This window comes from Bradyrhizobium algeriense (assembly GCF_003062295.1).
Taxonomy (GTDB): Bacteria; Pseudomonadota; Alphaproteobacteria; order Rhizobiales; family Xanthobacteraceae; genus Bradyrhizobium; species Bradyrhizobium algeriense.
Genome location: NZ_PYCN01000011.1, coordinates 145923 through 162175, shown reverse-complemented (window position 1 = coordinate 162175; position 16253 = coordinate 145923). Strand labels below are relative to the sequence as shown.

At 62.2% G+C, this 16253-nt stretch carries 18 protein-coding genes; 9 read left to right on the top strand and 9 right to left on the bottom strand.

Features of this window, described 5'->3' with window-relative positions; translation table 11 throughout:
* The first annotated feature begins 1453 nt into the window (after positions 1 to 1453).
* The 4 genes from C7G61_RS22000 to fabA all read left to right on the top strand — a co-directional run bounded on the left by C7G61_RS22000 (position 1454) and on the right by fabA (position 2848).
* A complete protein-coding gene (locus C7G61_RS22000; protein WP_108518276.1) occupies positions 1454 to 1657 on the top strand; it encodes a hypothetical protein in 204 nt (67 codons plus the stop codon).
* Between the two features lie 25 nt (positions 1658 to 1682).
* Complete coding sequence (locus tag C7G61_RS44770) at positions 1683 to 1853, top strand: hypothetical protein (RefSeq protein WP_190241915.1); 171 nt, start codon at positions 1683 to 1685, stop codon at positions 1851 to 1853.
* A gap of 263 nt (positions 1854 to 2116) precedes the next feature.
* Positions 2117 to 2278: a hypothetical protein gene (locus C7G61_RS44765; protein ID WP_190241914.1), complete on the top strand. Its 162-nt coding sequence runs from the start codon at positions 2117 to 2119 to the stop codon at positions 2276 to 2278.
* 39 nt (positions 2279 to 2317) lie between these two features.
* Complete coding sequence (fabA, locus tag C7G61_RS21990) at positions 2318 to 2848, top strand: bifunctional 3-hydroxydecanoyl-ACP dehydratase/trans-2-decenoyl-ACP isomerase (protein WP_108518271.1); 531 nt, start codon at positions 2318 to 2320, stop codon at positions 2846 to 2848.
* A gap of 542 nt (positions 2849 to 3390) precedes the next feature.
* Here the strand turns inward: fabA and C7G61_RS21985 are convergent.
* The 4 genes from C7G61_RS21985 to C7G61_RS21970 all read right to left on the bottom strand — a co-directional run bounded on the left by C7G61_RS21985 (position 3391) and on the right by C7G61_RS21970 (position 8370).
* A complete protein-coding gene (locus C7G61_RS21985; protein ID WP_108518269.1) occupies positions 3391 to 3735 on the bottom strand; it encodes a hypothetical protein in 345 nt (114 codons plus the stop codon).
* Positions 3736 to 4074: 339 nt separating this feature from the next.
* Positions 4075 to 5355: a putative bifunctional diguanylate cyclase/phosphodiesterase gene (locus C7G61_RS21980; RefSeq protein WP_145963665.1), complete on the bottom strand. Its 1281-nt coding sequence runs from the start codon at positions 5353 to 5355 to the stop codon at positions 4075 to 4077.
* A 344-nt stretch (positions 5356 to 5699) separates the two neighbouring features.
* Positions 5700 to 6716, bottom strand: coding sequence for an alpha/beta hydrolase (locus C7G61_RS21975; RefSeq protein WP_108518264.1), 1017 nt, complete (start codon positions 6714 to 6716; stop codon positions 5700 to 5702).
* 481 nt (positions 6717 to 7197) lie between these two features.
* Positions 7198 to 8370, bottom strand: coding sequence for a cupin domain-containing protein (locus C7G61_RS21970; protein ID WP_108518262.1), 1173 nt, complete (start codon positions 8368 to 8370; stop codon positions 7198 to 7200).
* Between the two features lie 326 nt (positions 8371 to 8696).
* Here C7G61_RS21970 and C7G61_RS21965 point away from each other — a divergent pair, with 326 nt between their 5' ends.
* Complete coding sequence (locus C7G61_RS21965; protein WP_108518260.1) at positions 8697 to 9059, top strand: hypothetical protein; 363 nt, start codon at positions 8697 to 8699, stop codon at positions 9057 to 9059.
* Positions 9060 to 9078: 19 nt separating this feature from the next.
* Here the strand turns inward: C7G61_RS21965 and C7G61_RS21960 are convergent, their stop codons facing one another.
* Together C7G61_RS21960 and C7G61_RS44760 are read right to left on the bottom strand one after the other, a co-directional pair.
* Positions 9079 to 9540 carry a hypothetical protein gene (locus C7G61_RS21960; protein ID WP_108518258.1) on the bottom strand — a complete coding sequence of 154 codons (462 nt, stop codon included), beginning with the start codon at positions 9538 to 9540 and terminating at the stop codon, positions 9079 to 9081.
* Between the two features lie 142 nt (positions 9541 to 9682).
* A complete protein-coding gene (locus tag C7G61_RS44760; protein WP_190241913.1) occupies positions 9683 to 10216 on the bottom strand; it encodes a hypothetical protein in 534 nt (177 codons plus the stop codon).
* Between the two features lie 195 nt (positions 10217 to 10411).
* On the opposite strand from C7G61_RS44760, the gene C7G61_RS47045 reads away from it, so the two are divergent.
* Both C7G61_RS47045 and C7G61_RS21950 read left to right on the top strand, forming a co-directional pair.
* Complete coding sequence (locus tag C7G61_RS47045; RefSeq protein WP_274542285.1) at positions 10412 to 10534, top strand: hypothetical protein; 123 nt, start codon at positions 10412 to 10414, stop codon at positions 10532 to 10534.
* Positions 10535 to 10547: 13 nt separating this feature from the next.
* Positions 10548 to 10931: a VOC family protein gene (locus C7G61_RS21950; RefSeq protein WP_108518256.1), complete on the top strand. Its 384-nt coding sequence runs from the start codon at positions 10548 to 10550 to the stop codon at positions 10929 to 10931.
* 177 nt (positions 10932 to 11108) lie between these two features.
* Here the strand turns inward: C7G61_RS21950 and C7G61_RS21945 are convergent, their stop codons facing one another.
* Entirely contained in the window at positions 11109 to 11555 is a 447-nt protein-coding gene (locus C7G61_RS21945; protein WP_420836783.1) for a hypothetical protein, read from the bottom strand.
* Positions 11556 to 11793: 238 nt separating this feature from the next.
* Between C7G61_RS21945 and C7G61_RS21940 the strand changes: the two genes are divergently transcribed.
* Positions 11794 to 12144, top strand: a complete 351-nt coding sequence (locus tag C7G61_RS21940; protein ID WP_025590730.1) for a GrlR family regulatory protein — start codon at positions 11794 to 11796, stop codon at positions 12142 to 12144.
* A gap of 7 nt (positions 12145 to 12151) precedes the next feature.
* Here C7G61_RS21940 and C7G61_RS21935 read toward each other — a convergent pair whose 3' ends face one another.
* Both C7G61_RS21935 and C7G61_RS21930 read right to left on the bottom strand, forming a co-directional pair.
* A complete protein-coding gene (locus C7G61_RS21935) occupies positions 12152 to 14833 on the bottom strand; it encodes a PAS domain S-box protein (protein WP_108518254.1) in 2682 nt (893 codons plus the stop codon).
* Between the two features lie 138 nt (positions 14834 to 14971).
* Positions 14972 to 15739, bottom strand: coding sequence for a helix-turn-helix domain-containing protein (locus C7G61_RS21930; RefSeq protein WP_244608403.1), 768 nt, complete (start codon positions 15737 to 15739; stop codon positions 14972 to 14974).
* Between the two features lie 85 nt (positions 15740 to 15824).
* Between C7G61_RS21930 and C7G61_RS21925 the strand changes: the two genes are divergently transcribed.
* Positions 15825 to 16247 (top strand): nuclear transport factor 2 family protein, encoded by a 423-nt coding sequence (locus tag C7G61_RS21925; protein ID WP_108518250.1) that lies wholly within the window; start codon positions 15825 to 15827, stop codon positions 16245 to 16247.
* Positions 16248 to 16253: the final 6 nt, after the last annotated feature.

Here is a 16253-nt window from a genome sequence, read left to right as displayed (position 1 = left end):
CCGCCTCAACTAAGGCGGTCAAATGTCAAAGTCCTCTTCAATCAATTTTCGGGAGTGGCTGGTACCACCAGTGTTGCTGCCGATTTTTCTTGTGCTGCTCATCGTCGCGGCGATGTTGTACAACACAAGCCCGGCGTAACGGGACCGCGCGAGCCTTCCTCTAACTCAATGGTGCGGCTCCATGGACCAAGCTTCTCTCAATCAAGTATATAGCTTTGATCAGGCGCCATACGCTCGCGTAGAACGTCTGCGCAAGGAAGCTCGCGGCACGCCGCCTGGAGTCCGGCGGGACGAATTGCTCCGCAGAGCGCAACAAATCGAAAGCGATTCCTCCGTTCATGAGCGGCTTGTATCTCTCGATTTTTAACCACCTAAATGAGCAGTTCTCGGCCCATACTTGGAGGGACCGAAATGGAAACCGCTGTCGCGTATCTAATCTCTGTTGGAATAACTGCTTGCGGGATCTGGGTCGTTGCCGGAACGATTGCGGCAGGCTCTCCTTTGGCTTGGACGCTTGCTGGTCTCGCCACCGTTACGGTCGGATCTCTCAGCCTTTTTGAGCAACTTAAGCCTGTGAGCTAGACTCGCTTCGTTGCCGCCGGCAGGAACGATTCGTTGCCCAGTCACTTGAACCTAATGGCATTCACTCCTCGGCCTATCGTCTGGAAGACCGTCATGCTTTTTGCAGTGACTGCTGTCCTGCTATACGCGGTCTGAGGTCCATACTGAGCAACGCGCGAATCCGAAACCTCTTTATGCTGTTGACCATCACCCAAAACCGCGCTCCGTCCGCACCACGTCAGCTTCCTCCCGGTTGCGGCGGGGTTCTAGTTTCGCACCGTAGGCTTATACAGCTGGGGCTGAAGGCCAAAGCGAAATGAAGGACTGGAAGTGGACCCAAGATCCCAAGGCCCTTCTTTGGATTATTGGTGCCCTGGTTTTCCTGATCTGGGTCGTTTTGCAGAGGCCGTAGGCGATTTCACTGTTCCGCGCAGGGCCGCCAATCAGGCCATGAAAGGTTCGATATGACACCAAAGATCAAAGAGCACACCTGCCCGGCCTGCACTGGAACGGGCTACCCTGTCGTGATGCAACCAGTGCAGCCAGGTCGTAAAATCTATCCCGTCAAGTGCAAGTCCTGCGACGGTAAGGGGAAGGTCACGGACGCCACCTGAGTCATCCGCCGGCTGGTCGAGCTCGGATTGAAGGCGAAGTGAACAATGCGAACGACGATAAGAGCCCGCTGGTCGATCTCCTTACCTGCATAGTATGTAAGGTAACGATGAAGATTTCGAGCTCTACCCCTGAATCCTCAGGCAGCGACTTAGTTCAATATCGCTGCGAACAGTGCGGCAGAATTGAGCTAGTGCGACTGATCCGCCGAAGTCGAGATGAGCCAGCCTGATGCAGTGACGCGCGTTGCCTTAGCGGAGCTGAGGATGAAAGCGAAGAAATGACAAAGCCGCCCACCAAAGCCGAGCGCGATGCGCGTAAGGCATTTCGCCAAGTCGATGCCAAGAACGCAATGACTGAGCACGAGATCGTGCAGAAGGCATTCTCTAATAACCGCGAGCGTCTGAAGGCAGAGCGGCTCGTAAGGGAGGCTGCGGGGCCACCGCCCCCAAAAACCAAAGCCTTCAAGGCGAAGAGGAAATGAAGTTCAGCAGCACAACGAGGGCGACATGATTTCAGTTTTGATAGGGGTTTTAATTATCGTCGTCGTCGGCGCAATCTGCTTTTGGGCCATCGACAAGTTCGCCACCGACAGCAAACTAGCAAATCTGCTCAAGTTGCTCGTGGTGCTCATTTGCCTCGGCGCGATTTTGCAACGAGTGCTACCCCTGACATATTAGCCAATGCCCCGCCTGGTCGAACTCGGGCTGAAGGGAAAAAGCAAATGATCAAGCCGAAGCGGTCTGCCGAGCAACAGGTTGCGGACGAACTCGAGCGACGGGCTCTCCACCCACTTTCGTCGAGGCAGACGATATCGGACAGCCAAGCCGAGCCAGAATTCCATGCAAACCACAAACGCCTTAGAGCAGAAAGGCTGGCGCGAGAGGCAGTCGAGATCGGGCTGAAGGCGAAGGCTCCGCCCCGGTGACCCTCAAGCGCGCTCATGATCGGCGGAATTCGCCAGGCCCTGATCGGGGCCCTGATCAGCGAAGCGCGACCCGATCCGGAGAAACTCACGGATGAAATTTGGGCCTTCATAGCCGGAGCCCTGCGCCTGACGGCTGGCGCCGGCATCGGAAAAAACGAACGCGACAAAGTCGCCTGACGCCGAGCTAGCGCCAGCCAAACGCCGAAGGAGTTTGTCTTGTCCAACCCTCGCGACTTTCACGCGCCGCAATCGTCCTACACCAAGGAAGATCTGCTCAGATCGAGCGAAGGCGGTTATTTCGGCCCGGGCAATGCCCAGCTGCCGGCGCCGCCCATGCTGATGATGGACCGTATCACCGAGATCAGCCTGGACGGCGGCGAATTCGGCAAGGGCCATGTCATCGGCGAACTGGATGTAACCCCTAGCCTCTGGTTTTTCGACTGCCACTTTCCCGGCGACCCGGTGATGCCGGGATGTCTGGGTCTGGACGCCATGTGGCAGATCGTCGGCTATTGGCTTGGCTGGTCGGGCTCGCCGGGCAAGGGCCGCGCCGTCGGTGTCGGCGAGGTCAAGTTCCGGGGGCATATAACGCCAGACGTCAAGCGCGTGCGCTACGAAGTCAACATGCGCCTCGTAAGGCGTGGCAATCTGGCTATTGGCATTGCTGACGGCAGCGTGTTTGCCGACGACGCATGCGTGTATCTCGCCAAGGATATGAGGGTCGGACTGATCGCATCTGCAATCTGAGATGCGGTCCGAGGAGACTGTGGCCCTTTCATCGGCCGCAGCCCACCGCGCCCCTCACAGCCGAGCGCCGTTAAAAAACCAGCGGGCATGCCAATCAGGAACAAATCCAGATGATCGCAACCGCAATCGGGAGACCCAAACCAAGCGCGCCGAAAATCGCCAGGACGAATTCGGAAAGCAGACTTGCCTGGTGTCGTACGCCAGGTGACGACATGACGTTACTCCTTGGAGCCCCGCGAGCCTCAGCCCGCCCCCAAGATGAACGATCAATCGCGCCTCGGACCAAAAGCCCGTGGCGACTCTCTAGAGGGGCAATGCTGGGGCGTTATGGTTAACAAGTGGTTAATGGCATAAAGAGAAGTTTGCAGACCGCACCTTGACGACGCGCCGCTTGATCGTGAATCGCGTGCCGGCGGTGCACACGTCGTTTCGGCCAAAGTTCCGGAAGAGCGCCTCGCCGGTATCGTCGCCCCCCGTCTCGCCCGCCGCCGTCAAGGAATGGCGCCTACTCGGCACCATTCCTTTTCAGCGGCGCACGCCGATCAGAACGAGCAGCCATACGCCGTGAGTGAGGCCTTCGTCGCATCCAGCGTCTGCTTGCAGGTCGATTCCATGGTCGCCTTCGCCGACGGATTCTTCGCCATGTCGACCCACGCCTTGCGCGTCTGGTCGATCTGCGTCTTGTACATCGCGCGCTGTGCCTCAGGAACCTTGGAGACGACGCAGGCGTCGTACTTGGTCAGGAAGTCGTCACAGGCGGCAATACCCGTGCTCTGCGCGTGAGCCGTGGTGACGCCCGCGAGCAAGGCTATGCCCGCCGCGAGTGACAGCACCTGTCGGCGGTTCGCGCTCGAACCTGCCGTGGCCTTCGATGTTGCTTGACGCATGATTCTTATTCCTCTGTATCAACTGAATAATTCGGATCGCCGGCAAGCGCCCGGCGCCGCCCTGTATCTCCACGACCTATCCGCAAAGCGTCGCGCGCCGACAACCGGTCGGCGTTGCGCACGTTGAGCAGTTCAAGCGTTGAGCAGTTCGAGGCGAGACCGGGCACCTTCGTGCCGGCCACGAATAAATGTTCCGTCAATTTGGCGACATTAAGGGTGACAGCGTGGTGACATTGCGACGGCCCGCGCGATCAATGACAGGTTGTCGCCATCATGTTGCGGTGCGATTCCGCTGCACTGTGCGGCAACGGCGCTACGACACCAGGTGTCGATCAAATCTCACCCGGCCGCGGCGGCGAGTCGCGGATGATCCGACATGCGGTAGCTAGCGATGAAGCTCTCGACCTCACCCTGCGGCATCGGCTTCGCAAAGAAATAGCCTTGCATCGTCGAGCAACCGAGACGGCCGATGATCTCGACCTGCTCGGCCGTTTCCACACCTTCGACCACGCAGTCGAATTTCAGGTTGCGGCAAAGGTCGATCACCGTCTTGACGATGTTGCGGGCGTTGTCCTGCGTCGCGATATTGCGAATGAAGCCCCGGTCGATCTTGATCTTGTCCAGCGACAATTGATGGACATAGCTCAGGCTGGATTGCCCCGATCCGAAATCGTCCAGCGCCACCTTCAATCCCATCGATCGCAGAATCCTGAGCGAATCCTGCACCCGCTCGTAATCCTGCATCAACGCCGTCTCGGTGACCTCGATGATGATGCGGCGGGGATCGATGCCGCTGCCTTCGATGAGAGCCACGGTCTGCAGGATGGTGACTTGCGAGATCAGGTCGCGCATCGACAGATTGAAGGACAGGAAGATATCCTCCGGCCAGGAGTGGGCTGCGGCCAGCGCCTTGCGCAACAGGACCTGTGTGATCGTCCCGATCAGTTCAGTGCGCTCCGCGACCGAAATGAAGACGTCAGGAGCGACATCGCCGAGCTCGGGATTATGCCATCGCGCGAGCGCTTCGAAGCCGACCAGCCGCGCCGTCCCGACATTGACGATCGGCTGAAAGTGTAACGACAGTTCCGCGTCGAGATCGATCCGCCGCAACGTGTGCTCAATGGTGCTGAGCTTGCGGATTTCGACTTCATGCTCCCTGGAGAAGATCACCGGCTGGCCACGGTATCTCGCCTTGGCGTGGTAGAGCGCGTAGTCGGCGCGCTCGTAGAGCAGTTCCGCTGTCGTGCCGGCATCCGGCGCAAGTGCAAATCCGACCGAGCCGCCGATCTTGGCGACGATCCCGGCGACGGAAAACGGCGCGTCGAAGGCGGAGCAGACTTTTGAGCCGACCGCAAGAACGGCCTCGGGATCGAGGCCCGCATCGACGATGATTCCGAACTCGTCGCCACCGAGACGCGCGATGAATTGCGTGTCATCGGAAAGCTCCAGCAGGCGCTGACCGGTTTCCTTCAACACCCGATCGCCGACCCCGTGTCCGTAGAGATCGTTGACCGCCTTGAAGCCGTCGAGATCGAGCACGCCGACGACGAATCTGTGGTTTTCCGTTTTCGCCTGCTCTGCGAGGAGCGACGGCCACGACGCCGCAGCCAGATCAGGCAACGGATCGCGCAAGCCCCGACCAGAAAGCCGGGAAACGCAACGGTCAGGCTTGAGGGCGCGATGCCGAAATGGGTAAACGCCAATGCAATCGAATTCACGCTCAGGATGAAATAGAGCAACGGCACCTGCCGCGAAAACGCCGCGAGCTGCGCGCCCATCAACTCGTGATTTTCGACATCGATCCGAAATAACTTCGCAATATTGTTCATGAGGCAGCCAACAAGGACCTAACCTCGTTGACGGTGCCGCAAAACCCTTAAAATCGATGCTCTGCCGGTTCCGACGCGCTGCGCGGCTGGTTAACCGCTCGCTAACGCGTCGAAGACAGCGTATGAGCGCCCGCTTTACGCGGCTGAGGTATCAATCGAGCGGCGTATCACCCGCCGCACCTCCGCATTGGACAGGAACAAATCGTGGTTGATGATGCCCCAGCCGGCCTCGGAGGCATCGATGACGCGCACCCCGAGTTGCTCGATGGCGGCCTTCTCGGCGGCGCCGACCCGTGTCATCCCGCCAGCCAGTCGTCCCGACAGCGCCAGAGCGCGGTCGTTCGTCGCGGCGACGACGGTGATCTTGCGGCCGAGCAGACCGATGCGGACAACCGCCGACGAGAACACGTCCATATCGATGTCAGGTGAGGCAAACACCACGGCCCCGATCTTGTCCGTAACGCTGTCGCCATTTCGCGCATAGAGCTGGCGCAGGCTTTCGAGTGTCAGCATGGTGCCCATACTGTGCGCGACGATGTGAACGCGGCCGACGCCGGGAGCAGTGACGGCGGATTGGAGCACGCGTTCGAAGCCATCGCGCGACCACATCGCGCTCTCACGGTCATAGGCGTAGTCGAACAATCCCGCCTTGGACGGCCAGGAGAAGACCATCGTCTGGCCGCGGAATTTGATGCCATCGGCGAGATGTGCGGCATCGAGCGCCGCTGTCTCAAATGTCTGCTTGAAACCGTGCACGTAAATCAGGACGTCGCCTCCGCCGCTGGCCAGAAGATCGCTGACCTCTCCCGACACCGGCTCGACCCCATCGAGACGCCAATCGCCAATACCGGCTGCGGCGAGCGAGAAGCGGCTCTCGTCAGGCGGCACCAGCTTCGCCCTGCCGACGGTCATCCTTGTCGCGCGCTCCGTCCCGAACCAGGGTTTCGTCCGCCCGCCGTTCACCGGCTTGCGCGTGGTTGCGACGAGCAATGTCGGCTCCGCCGAGAGCGACGCAGCATCGTAACGCGCGCCCGTCGCGCCCAAGCTGGCGCAACCGCCGAGCGCGAGCACGCTGGCTGAGGACGCAATCCCGCGCAGGAACGCGCGGCGGGACGCAGAAGTCTCGTTTTGCAGCAAATGTCGGACGTTCACATCGGACCTTTGGGAACACGGCTTTCGCAAAGCGCGTCTCGCAGGTCTCCTGAACTAGGATGGCGAGAAAAGGGCGGACGATGAACATCGGCAGTTCCAGTTCCGTCGCGATTCCGTGATCCGCGGGCGGCGCAACGAAACCATTTCGATCCGCCGCGAAGTCCTCCGGAAACAAAGGCCCCCTACGGTGTTATCCATCAAACCACGGGGTTAGATCATGTTTGTATCGGTCCTCAACCTCATCTACCGCGAGTTCCTCAAGCGTGCCCTTCTCGGCATGACAATACAGGGAGGAAGGCTATGACCGAGGTCGTGACGGCATTCCTTATCTTCGTCAGCATCGGCATATTCCTGGCTCACGCATTTGACGCCTACCGCCTGCGCTAGATCGGCGCGACAGCACACGGACGCAATTGCGCCACGAGATAGATCAGTCGACGTTTTAATGCACGCTTGTTAATCCAGGCTTGGCGGCCCTCTCCTATCGGGCGCCATCCTTGCCGGCGATGAACACGTCGCGATCCGGGAATTTTCCGAACACTTCCGCCGGCTGGCCGAAATTCGTGGCGAGCACATCCTTTGGATTTGCCGCGATCCATTGCGACAGGTCGATGGTCTCGTAGATGCCGGCATTGAATCCGATCAGGATGCGCGCGGGTCCGCTGCCGACATTCTCGATCGAATGACCATAGCCTTGCGGGATGTAGCCGACGTCGCCCTTCTGCAATCGCTCGACCCGGTAGCGCCCGTGCGAGCCGAACAGAGTGACACTCACCTCACCCTCGACGACGTACTGCCACTCGTCGGCGTTCGGATGCCAGTGCAGCGTCCGCAGCGCGCCGGGATCGAGATCGAGTACGACGCCCGTGATCGTCTTCGCAATCGGGAAGCTCAAGGAATCGACGCGCCACTCGCGGCCGCCCCGATAGGTCGCATGCGGCGGCTGCGCCAGCAGGCGGTATTTGTGGGTCTGCGGCGGCAGCTTCCAGCCCTGCAGCGGCTTCGACGGCTCGGCAGGCGGCAGATTGCCGCGCGCAAAATACACTTCCTCCTTCGGAAACGTTGCGAACGCTGCTTCGGGCAGGCCGAAATTCTTCGCCAGCAGCGCCGGCGGCGTATGTCCGACCCAATCGGTGATGCTGAAGGTGCCGAATTCGGAGAAGTAGCCGTTGTCGAAGATCAGGATAAAGTGACAGGGCTTGTCGCCAAGGCATTGCAGCATGTGGCCATGGCCGCGAGGGAAGTACCAGACGTCGCCGGGATCGAAATCGTTGGTCTCGGCGAGGCCACCTGGGTCAACGACGGTGGTGCGGACGCGGCCCTCGAGAACGAACGCCCATTCCGCCGCGGTGGCGTGCCAATGCAGCTCGCGCATCGCGCCGGGCTCAAGCCGCATCGAGACGCCGGCGATCCCCTTGGAGATCGGCAATTGCGCAACCGTCGCCTCCTTGCCGTAACTGTTGCCGATGACCTTGCCGTCCGACTTCTCCAGCGCGAATTTGAAGGTCGGCAGATCCTTGCCCGCGAGCGTTGGGTCCGGAACATTGTTCATGAAGCTCGGATCGCCGCCGGCGGCCGGCTGCGCTCCGCCCAGCGCTGCCAGCGAGGCAATGCCTGCGGCGGCCAGAAACTCCCGACGTTGCGGATCAGACATTGATGCTCTCCCTCTGCGGGCCAGCGAAATGCTCCGGCGCCGCCCACGCGACCGCCCAAGGGAGTGCCCACTAGACTACAAAGCTGGCGATGGGGTGTGTCGACCACAAGCCGGAGCGGTCCGGGGCAACGAGACGTCAAGCAAGGTCCGGCCCTCCGGGCCGCCGCAGGCGCAATTGAATGGCTATTAAATCAACAAGTTAGACAGACGCTCGGGGATGATGCTAGAGAACGCAGGCGCGCGGCGGGACTTCGATTCCGAGGGCTCGGGAGTTTCTGGTCTCTCCAGGCGCGCTCGTTCGGCTTGCGGCTATTCGGACATTTCACATGAGAAAGATCATCCTGACGCTGGCGATCCTGTATCCGGCGGCGGCGCTGGCTCAGGGGACCGCCCCCGCCAATCCTCCGACCATTGGCGGCAAACCGCTGGTTGTGGTCGGGTCGCAGAAAGCTGCTGCGGGCAAGAAGGAAAAGCCCCTATCGGTCGCCCAGAAGTTGCAGGCCTGCCAGGACATCGACGATGCGACCAAGGAACGGCTGAATTGCTACGACGCCGTTTATGCGCCGCAGCCCAAGCCGAAGGCGCCGGCAGCGAAGGGCGTCAATGACTGCCGCTTCCTCAAGGAGGAAGACGAGCGGCTGACCTGCTACAACGGTTTTGCGGATAAGATTCCGAAGCTGCCGCGCTAACTAAATCAGGCGGGGCACCCTACCAGGTGCTGTTCCAGTTCGAACCGCCGAAGAAGCCGAAATGCGACTGCTGCGCGACCCGCATTTGCGGCGGCTGCGCGAACTGCATCGGCGGCGCCTGACGGCTCTTGGCGATCTTGCGCTTGCGCTGAACCTGCGGCTCGGGCTTCTTCGCCTCCGGGGGCACGAACTGGGCAAACGTCTCCCGCGCGCGGGCCTGGGCGGTGGCATCGGCCGAGGCAGGCACCGACGGCGCAACGACCCGGGCCGTCACAGTCGGTGGAACAATGGTCGGAAGGCTGGTGTCATAAACCACCCGCTCCGGCGGCTTCTGGTCGGAACGAATGCGAACCACGGTCTTGTCGACCGAAGGAGCGGTCTGGCTGGCCACGACGGCCTGCTGCGGGACGAGTGCATCGATCGCCAACAACAGCGCGAGCAGCACTCCGCCGACAAACAGGAAATAACGCGCTACGGGCATCGATCTCGCTCCCCCCGCGCGAGCACCGCGCGGTTCAATCGCCTAACGGGCGATACACCAGTTAGTTCCTACCCCACCGACAAGGTTCAAAGGCGGCGATCACATTTTCGGGTGCGGGAGCGCGCGTTTGATTCGCACAGGGTTAAATACGGCTGGCTGTAACCACTGAACATTTCGCCTTATTTGCGTTGACGTTGACGAACCCGACCAGCATGCCGGCGTAGCGCTTCCGGCTCTTCATGTTCACGGTATCGGGAATGATACGCCTGCGGTCGGTCAGGTGGCTGCCGTCCCGGCGGGCGAAACTGCAGGCGATTTCGATATCCCTCACCGCGTAGTCATTGGCGTTGCGGAGCGTGAAGGTCACCAGCGCTTTCGAGCCCAGTCCGCCCCTTCGCCACGACTGCGAAATAATTTTCAGGCCGTCGAGCGGCGACGTGGCGGGCTCCACCGTTTCCGGCGGCGCGATGTCGAGAGGCGCGGCAGCCGGGTTGGCATCGGTCGGCGCCGGGCTCGACAGGGTCGCCTGGGTCCCGGCCGTGTCATCGTTGCGGGATGTATCTTCCGTGACGCGGGTGACTTCAGGCGGGTTTGCGGTGGCATGCCCCTCGGCATCGCTTGCTTGCGGGAGCATCAACCATATGGCGCAGCCCGCGATGGCGATGGCCGGTAGCACGGCGAGCCGTGCTTCGGACTTCCCGAACGACCACCCGGCGATTCTCATAGCCGCGCCCTCACCCGGCAGCGCCGGCGATTGCCGTGCCGCGCACGAAAAAAGCCCTACGGGCGTTTCCCCGTACGGCTTCTGTCACGACCGCCGCTGTACGGATCCCGCCGCCCGTCAACAATCACCCAGAGCAGAAATGGTTTCATGCCACCTCGACAATATTGCGGCGGCGGCCCAACCGGGATGGAATTGCGGATGCGCGGCGGCTACATTGGCCGCGCCGCAACCGGCCTCGAGCGCCGCAACAACAATGCCGCACAACAATAATGAGGAGACCGAAATGCCGACCGTCACATGGGATCATGTCCATTTGCGCAGTCCCGATCCCGAGACCACAGCGGCCTGGCTGGAAGACATCCTGGGCGGCGAGATCATCCGTGGTCCCGGGCGGATCGACGTCAAGCTCGGCGGCGCCAATGTGTTCATCGCACCCGTCGCCGCCGGCGACGGCGTCAACACCCCGCCGATGACGCCCTATCAGGGTCTCGACCATTTCGGCCTGACGGTAAAGGACATCGACGCGGTCGCCGCCGAGATCAAGGCCAAGGGCGTCGAGTTCACGAAGGAGCCGACCACCATCCGGCCCGGCGTACGCATCTGCTTCATCCGCGGGCCGCAGGGCATTTCGATCGAGCTGCTGGAGCGCGACAAGAAATACGCGTGAGCGTCGCTTGATCCTCATGGTGAGGAGCGCGGCACGCGCGTCTCCGGACGACGCTGCGCATCGCCGTGCGAACCATGAGGCCACAAGCGGGGCCTGCATCATTCCAGACGCCGCTGGCGCGGCTCCTCAGGAATAAGCGCAAGAGCGCTTATTCCTGAGATGAGGATTGATAGTTGCTCAGGTCATGCTGCCCGGCATGAAGCAGCGGATGCTCAATCCTTGATAACCACGCATCGGCCAGACCATGGTTCGGCCGACGCGATTCGGTTCGGTGATCACGGCGTCGTCAGGCACCTCGTGCCATTCGCCGTCGATCCGCACGCGGTAATGCCCGTTGCCGGACTCCCAATCGACATCGCTCAGCGCATATCCATCGGCATCGGAGCAACACGGCCCCTTGCCGCTTCTCAGACTGTCGAACCATTGCTTCAGCGGTGAGTTGGCATAGCGCCCGTCGGGATCGCGGGCCTCGCCGCGATCGGCGGCGAGCGGCAACATCAACACGCTGCCGATCATCATCCACTTTTTCCAGCGGCCCGCGCGATGACGGCCCGTAGTTTCACGGTTGCTGTTCCCGATGTATGGGTGCGGCACGTGGCCGCCGGAATTGATCCAGTTGGTCACCTGTTTTTCTTGCTCCAGCACCCGCCGGCCGGTGCCATACTGAACTATGCATTTCGCGGGCCAACTTGATTCGGCCCATCGTCCATCACCCTCGCATCACGTTGGAGTGGTACGCTTAGCGTTTGCTTCCTGTACGGGGGAATTGGCAGGCAACCTGACGCGTTGACGGTGCATGCCGCACTTTGGCATAACTCCTTGACCGGCTTCCGTGGGCGCGGCGGCCGGCATCTGGGACGTCATGAAGAACGGGCTCTATTCGATCCACGTCACCCTGCTGGATGGGCGCATCGGCAAGGGCAGCGGCGTCATTCTGTTCCGGGACGGCCAGATCCTCGGCGGCGACGCCTATCTGTTTTATACCGGCAGCTACACCGTCAAGGGCGATACCTTCAAGGGCGAGGTCCTGGTGCAGCGCCACACTACCCCGCGCGACAATGACAACCCGCTGTTCGGCGGACCTAATCCCGTCGGCATCGGCGTATCCGGAACTTTCACCGACACCCGCGGCAGCATGAATGGAACCGCGCTGGTCGGCAAAGCGAGCCAGATCTTCGGCGCCACGCTGCACAAGCTGGCTGACATCAACTAGCAGTTCCCTATTCCGCTGCCTGTTCCAGCGGCGCGGTGCGCGGCAGGATCATCTGAATGCGCGTGCCGCCGCCCGGCTGCGAGTCGAGATCAAGCCGGCCACCGAGCCGCGTCGTCACAATGCTGTAGACGATGTGCAGGCCGAGCCCGGTGCCGCCCTGATCGCGACGCGTGGTGAAAAACGGATCGAAGGCGCGGCGGCGGACGTCGAGGCTCATGCCGATGCCGTTATCCGAAAAGATGATCTCGACATTGTCCTTGCCGGACTCCCGCACCTGGATATCGACCGTGCCGGGCTTTCCGTCCGGGAACGCATGCGCCACCGAATTGAGGAACAGGTTGGTGAGCACCTGTCCGTAGGGCCCAGGATAGCTGTTCATCATCAGGTTGGGCTGGCACTCGACATTGAGCGTCAGATTGTGTTTGCGCAGGCCGGGCCGCAGGCTCATCACCACCTGCTCGGTGAGATCGCCGAGGTCGAAAGAGCGCTGGTCGGAATAGTTGCGGTCGGCGGCGACCTGCTTGAACGACTGGATCAGCTCGGCGGCGCGGTTGAGGTTGGCGACCAGCTGCGATGACGCATCGCGGCTGGTCTCGAGAAAATCGTTCAGGCTGGAGCGCCGCAGTTCGCCGCGGGCGACCTCGGCCGTAAAGTTCGACGTCTTGCGCTCCAGCGCCGACGCAACCGTCAGGCTGATGCCGACGGGGTTGTTGACCTCGTGGGCAACGCCGGCCACCAGCCGTCCCAAGGCGGCGAGTTTTTCAGCTTCGATCAGCGAATTCTGCGTCTCCCGCAGATTGCGCAACGCGCCCTCCGCCGCATCCTTGGCCTTGCGCATCTCGGATTCGACGCGCTTGCGCTCGCCGATGTCGAGCGCAACGGTCACGATGTTCTCGATCTCGCCGGCCGCATCGAGGATCGGCAGCTTGTTGACCAGCCATTGCCGCATATGGCCGGACGCATCCCTGTATTCCTCCTCGTAGAAGCCGAGTTCCTTGCCGACCGCCAACACCCGCTTGTCAGGCTCGTCGGTCTTTTCGGCGCCATAGCGCGACATCAGGTCAGCGGTGGTGCGGCCGATCGCATCCCCCGGCTCGACCCCGAAAATGCCGGCCATATAGCGGTTCATCAGGACGTAGCGGAGCTCCTTGTCCTTGACGTTGATGACCGCGGGCACGGTGTCGATCACCATCTGCAGCAAGCGGCGGCCTTCGGCGATCGCATCCTCGGCGCGCTTCTGGTCGGTGATGTCGCGCACCGTTCCCTCGTAGCGGACGATGACGCCGGCCTCGTTGTGTACGGCGCTCGCGCTGTCGGAGAGCCACAGCACCGAGCCGTTGCGCGTCTGAACCTGGTACTCATACTCACGGACCATGCCGTCGCGCTGCATCAGCCGCTCGTATTCCGCCCGCGCCTCGGGATGGACATAGACCGTACCCGCGATGTCGCCGATGCCGTTGATCAGATCCTGCGGCGTGGCATAGCCCATCATCCGCGCCAGTGCCGGGTTGGCGTTCAGCAGAGTGCCGCCGGGCGTCGTGACGTAAATTCCGTCGACCGAGGACTCGAACAGCTTGCGGTAACTTTCCTCGGCAAGCCGCTGTTCGGCGAGCGCGCGCACCGCCGCCTCGCGCGCCGCGTCTGCGTCGACCAGCGTTTGCCGGAATACTTCGGCCGCGCGGGCAATGTCACCGATCTCGTTGTCCACGTCGGTCGCCGGGATCGAGGCGTTCTTTTCGCCGCCGGCCACCGCGCGGATCGAGGTTGCGATCGCGCCTAGCGGACGCACGGTGCGGCGAACCACCAGCAATGACGCGAATATCCCGATCAGCACGCCGGCGGTGCCAAGCACGATGCTCTGCCACTTCGCTTCCGCCAGCGTCCTGGCAAAATCACGCGAGAGGACGCGACCCCGCCGGTCACTGACCTCGCGCAGCAATTCCGTCACACGCTGAATCAGGCGGCCCTCCTCGCCCAGCACTTCCTTGTCGATGTCAGATATCTGCCCTTCGCGCTTCGATATGCTGGCGATCGCCTGCGCATAATCGTCGACTACCGCGCGCAGGTTCGGATCCGCGATCGTCATGGAGCGCATGTTTTGCGCCGCTTGTTCGGCCGCCGACGGGTTATTCGCCAGCAGCGCCGAGGTGATCCGGCTCTGGCTCAGAAGCAATGCCGATGCGATCGCGGGATCGAGCGCCTCGGCAATCGCGGCATCGAATTTCTCGCGCAACGGCGGCAAGGCGACGATCAATTCGGCACGGCGGTTGATCAGCGCGGAAATCCGCTCGATCCCGATGCGGTAGGTCGCCAGGCGCTCAGTGACGCCGTCGATCATGTCCTGCTGCTCGGGAGCGAGTTCCAGCCGCGTCTTCTTCAGGACTTCGCCGAGCGAGATCGCGGCCTCGCCGACCTGGAGCGACTGGTTGCCGGGGTCGGTGACGAAATCCCGCGCGGCGAGCCGCAATTCGTTCATGCGGCGGTCGATGTCCTCGGCAAGGTCGCCGACGCTCTGCAGCCGCTGCAGCTCGGCAAAGGTCGAATCGATGTGGCGGATGGCGATGACGCTGGCGGTCGAGGTGATGATGATCACCGCCAGCACCAGCATGAAACTGCCGAATGTCAGTTGGCCGATCGAAAGCGAGAACGATCGCGGCGGCAGCGAATTCGGCGGCGTTTCGGCGGTCATGTTGGTCGGGCCGGGCTCCTGTCGGGCGCAATATACGATGTATTTCGGGCCGTGGGGAACATGCCGGCCGGTGGTTAATGGCGGTATACAGCCCGGCTTCCTCAGGGCCAAACGGACCGCAGCCCGGTCACAGCCCGCTCACACCTGGATCGCCCCCGGCCTCAGCGCCCTCGCCAGATCCGACGGCATCATGCCGAACATGTCGCGAAATGCGCTGGAAAAATGCGCCGAGCTGGCAAAGCCGGCGGCGTGGGCCGCTTCCGTAAGCGAGGCGCCCTCGCCGCTGGCGCGAAGCGCCGCGCCCATCCGGTTCCAGATACGGTAGCGCCGCAGCGGCACCCCGGTCTCCGCCTTGAACAGGTGCAAAAACCGCGATGGCGACAGGCTCGCCCGCGCCGCCAGGGTCGTCAGCCGGTGGGCGTGCTGCGGTTCATCCCGCATATGCCGTAGGGCTGCGGCGATGCGCGCGCTGGTTTTCCCGCGCGTCCCCACACCCAGCAGTTCGCCGAGCAATGCGCGTCCATCCTGCGGCGCGATCCGGCTTTCGGCCAGACCGGTCATGATTTCGATCACGCCGGACTCTTCCCTGAGGTCGAAGGCAGCCCGCGGCGTTGCATTCGTCATCCGCGCGATCAGCGCCTTGAGGTCGCGCCCCAACGGATCGACATAGAGGAATGCCATCCGGCCCCGTTCGATGCGCAAATGGTGCAGGCTGTTGGGCAGGATCAGCACGCTGCGGGCTGCGCGATAATGCGCCGTGCGATCCGCCGGATCGTCAGCGACTTCGAGCGGCGCATCGAGGCCGACGGCAAGGACGGCGGTCGCATTCCGGTGCGGCGCCAGCCCGAAGGCCGGACCCAGATACAGCACCCGTGCGCCCCACCCGATCAGTTTCGCTGCCGTCATTGCGCGCATAGCCAGTTCTTGAAAGCCCGGATTGCCAGGCGGACCTACTGTCAGGGATGGCAATGATCCCCTGAGATGGACAACGATGGCAAATAACCGGTGTGAGATCGAGCACCAGGCCGCGATCGAGCGTACACGACTGGTCGTCAGCCGCTACGCGAGCGCATGGCTCGCTGGCGACCGTGCAGCGCTTGCCGCCTGTTATCATGACGACTTCACGCTGCACTATTTCGGTCGGAACCCGCTGGCCGGCGACCACGCCGGCAAGGTCGGCGCGCTCGGCATCCTCGCCGAGGTCACAAGGCGCACCAATCGCCGGCTGCTCGCTATCATCGACGTCATGGCCGGACCCGACCGCGGCGCGCTGCTGGTCCGCGAGCGTTTCGAGCGCGACGGCAGGACGGCCGACGTCGAGCGCCTTCTGGTCTATGCCGTGCACGACGGACTGCTGTCCGAATGCTGGGTCTACGACCAGGACCAGGCGCAGGTCGACGCCTTCCTGACGTGAAGCCCG

Coding starts and splice junctions, on each gene's coding strand:
- C7G61_RS22000 (WP_108518276.1), top strand. CDS start 1,454: ATGACAAAGCCGCCCACCAAAGCCGAGCGCGATGCGCGTAAGGCATTT.
- C7G61_RS44770 (WP_190241915.1), top strand. CDS start 1,683: ATGATTTCAGTTTTGATAGGGGTTTTAATTATCGTCGTCGTCGGCGCA.
- C7G61_RS44765 (WP_190241914.1), top strand. CDS start 2,117: ATGATCGGCGGAATTCGCCAGGCCCTGATCGGGGCCCTGATCAGCGAA.
- C7G61_RS21985 (WP_108518269.1), bottom strand. CDS start 3,735: ATGCGTCAAGCAACATCGAAGGCCACGGCAGGTTCGAGCGCGAACCGC.
- C7G61_RS21970 (WP_108518262.1), bottom strand. CDS start 8,370: ATGTCTGATCCGCAACGTCGGGAGTTTCTGGCCGCCGCAGGCATTGCC.
- C7G61_RS21965 (WP_108518260.1), top strand. CDS start 8,697: ATGAGAAAGATCATCCTGACGCTGGCGATCCTGTATCCGGCGGCGGCG.
- C7G61_RS21960 (WP_108518258.1), bottom strand. CDS start 9,540: ATGCCCGTAGCGCGTTATTTCCTGTTTGTCGGCGGAGTGCTGCTCGCG.
- C7G61_RS47045 (WP_274542285.1), top strand. CDS start 10,412: ATGCCACCTCGACAATATTGCGGCGGCGGCCCAACCGGGATGGAATTG.
- C7G61_RS21950 (WP_108518256.1), top strand. CDS start 10,548: ATGCCGACCGTCACATGGGATCATGTCCATTTGCGCAGTCCCGATCCC.
- C7G61_RS21940 (WP_025590730.1), top strand. CDS start 11,794: ATGAAGAACGGGCTCTATTCGATCCACGTCACCCTGCTGGATGGGCGC.
- C7G61_RS21935 (WP_108518254.1), bottom strand. CDS start 14,833: ATGACCGCCGAAACGCCGCCGAATTCGCTGCCGCCGCGATCGTTCTCG.
- C7G61_RS21930 (WP_244608403.1), bottom strand. CDS start 15,739: ATGACGGCAGCGAAACTGATCGGGTGGGGCGCACGGGTGCTGTATCTG.
- C7G61_RS21925 (WP_108518250.1), top strand. CDS start 15,825: ATGGCAAATAACCGGTGTGAGATCGAGCACCAGGCCGCGATCGAGCGT.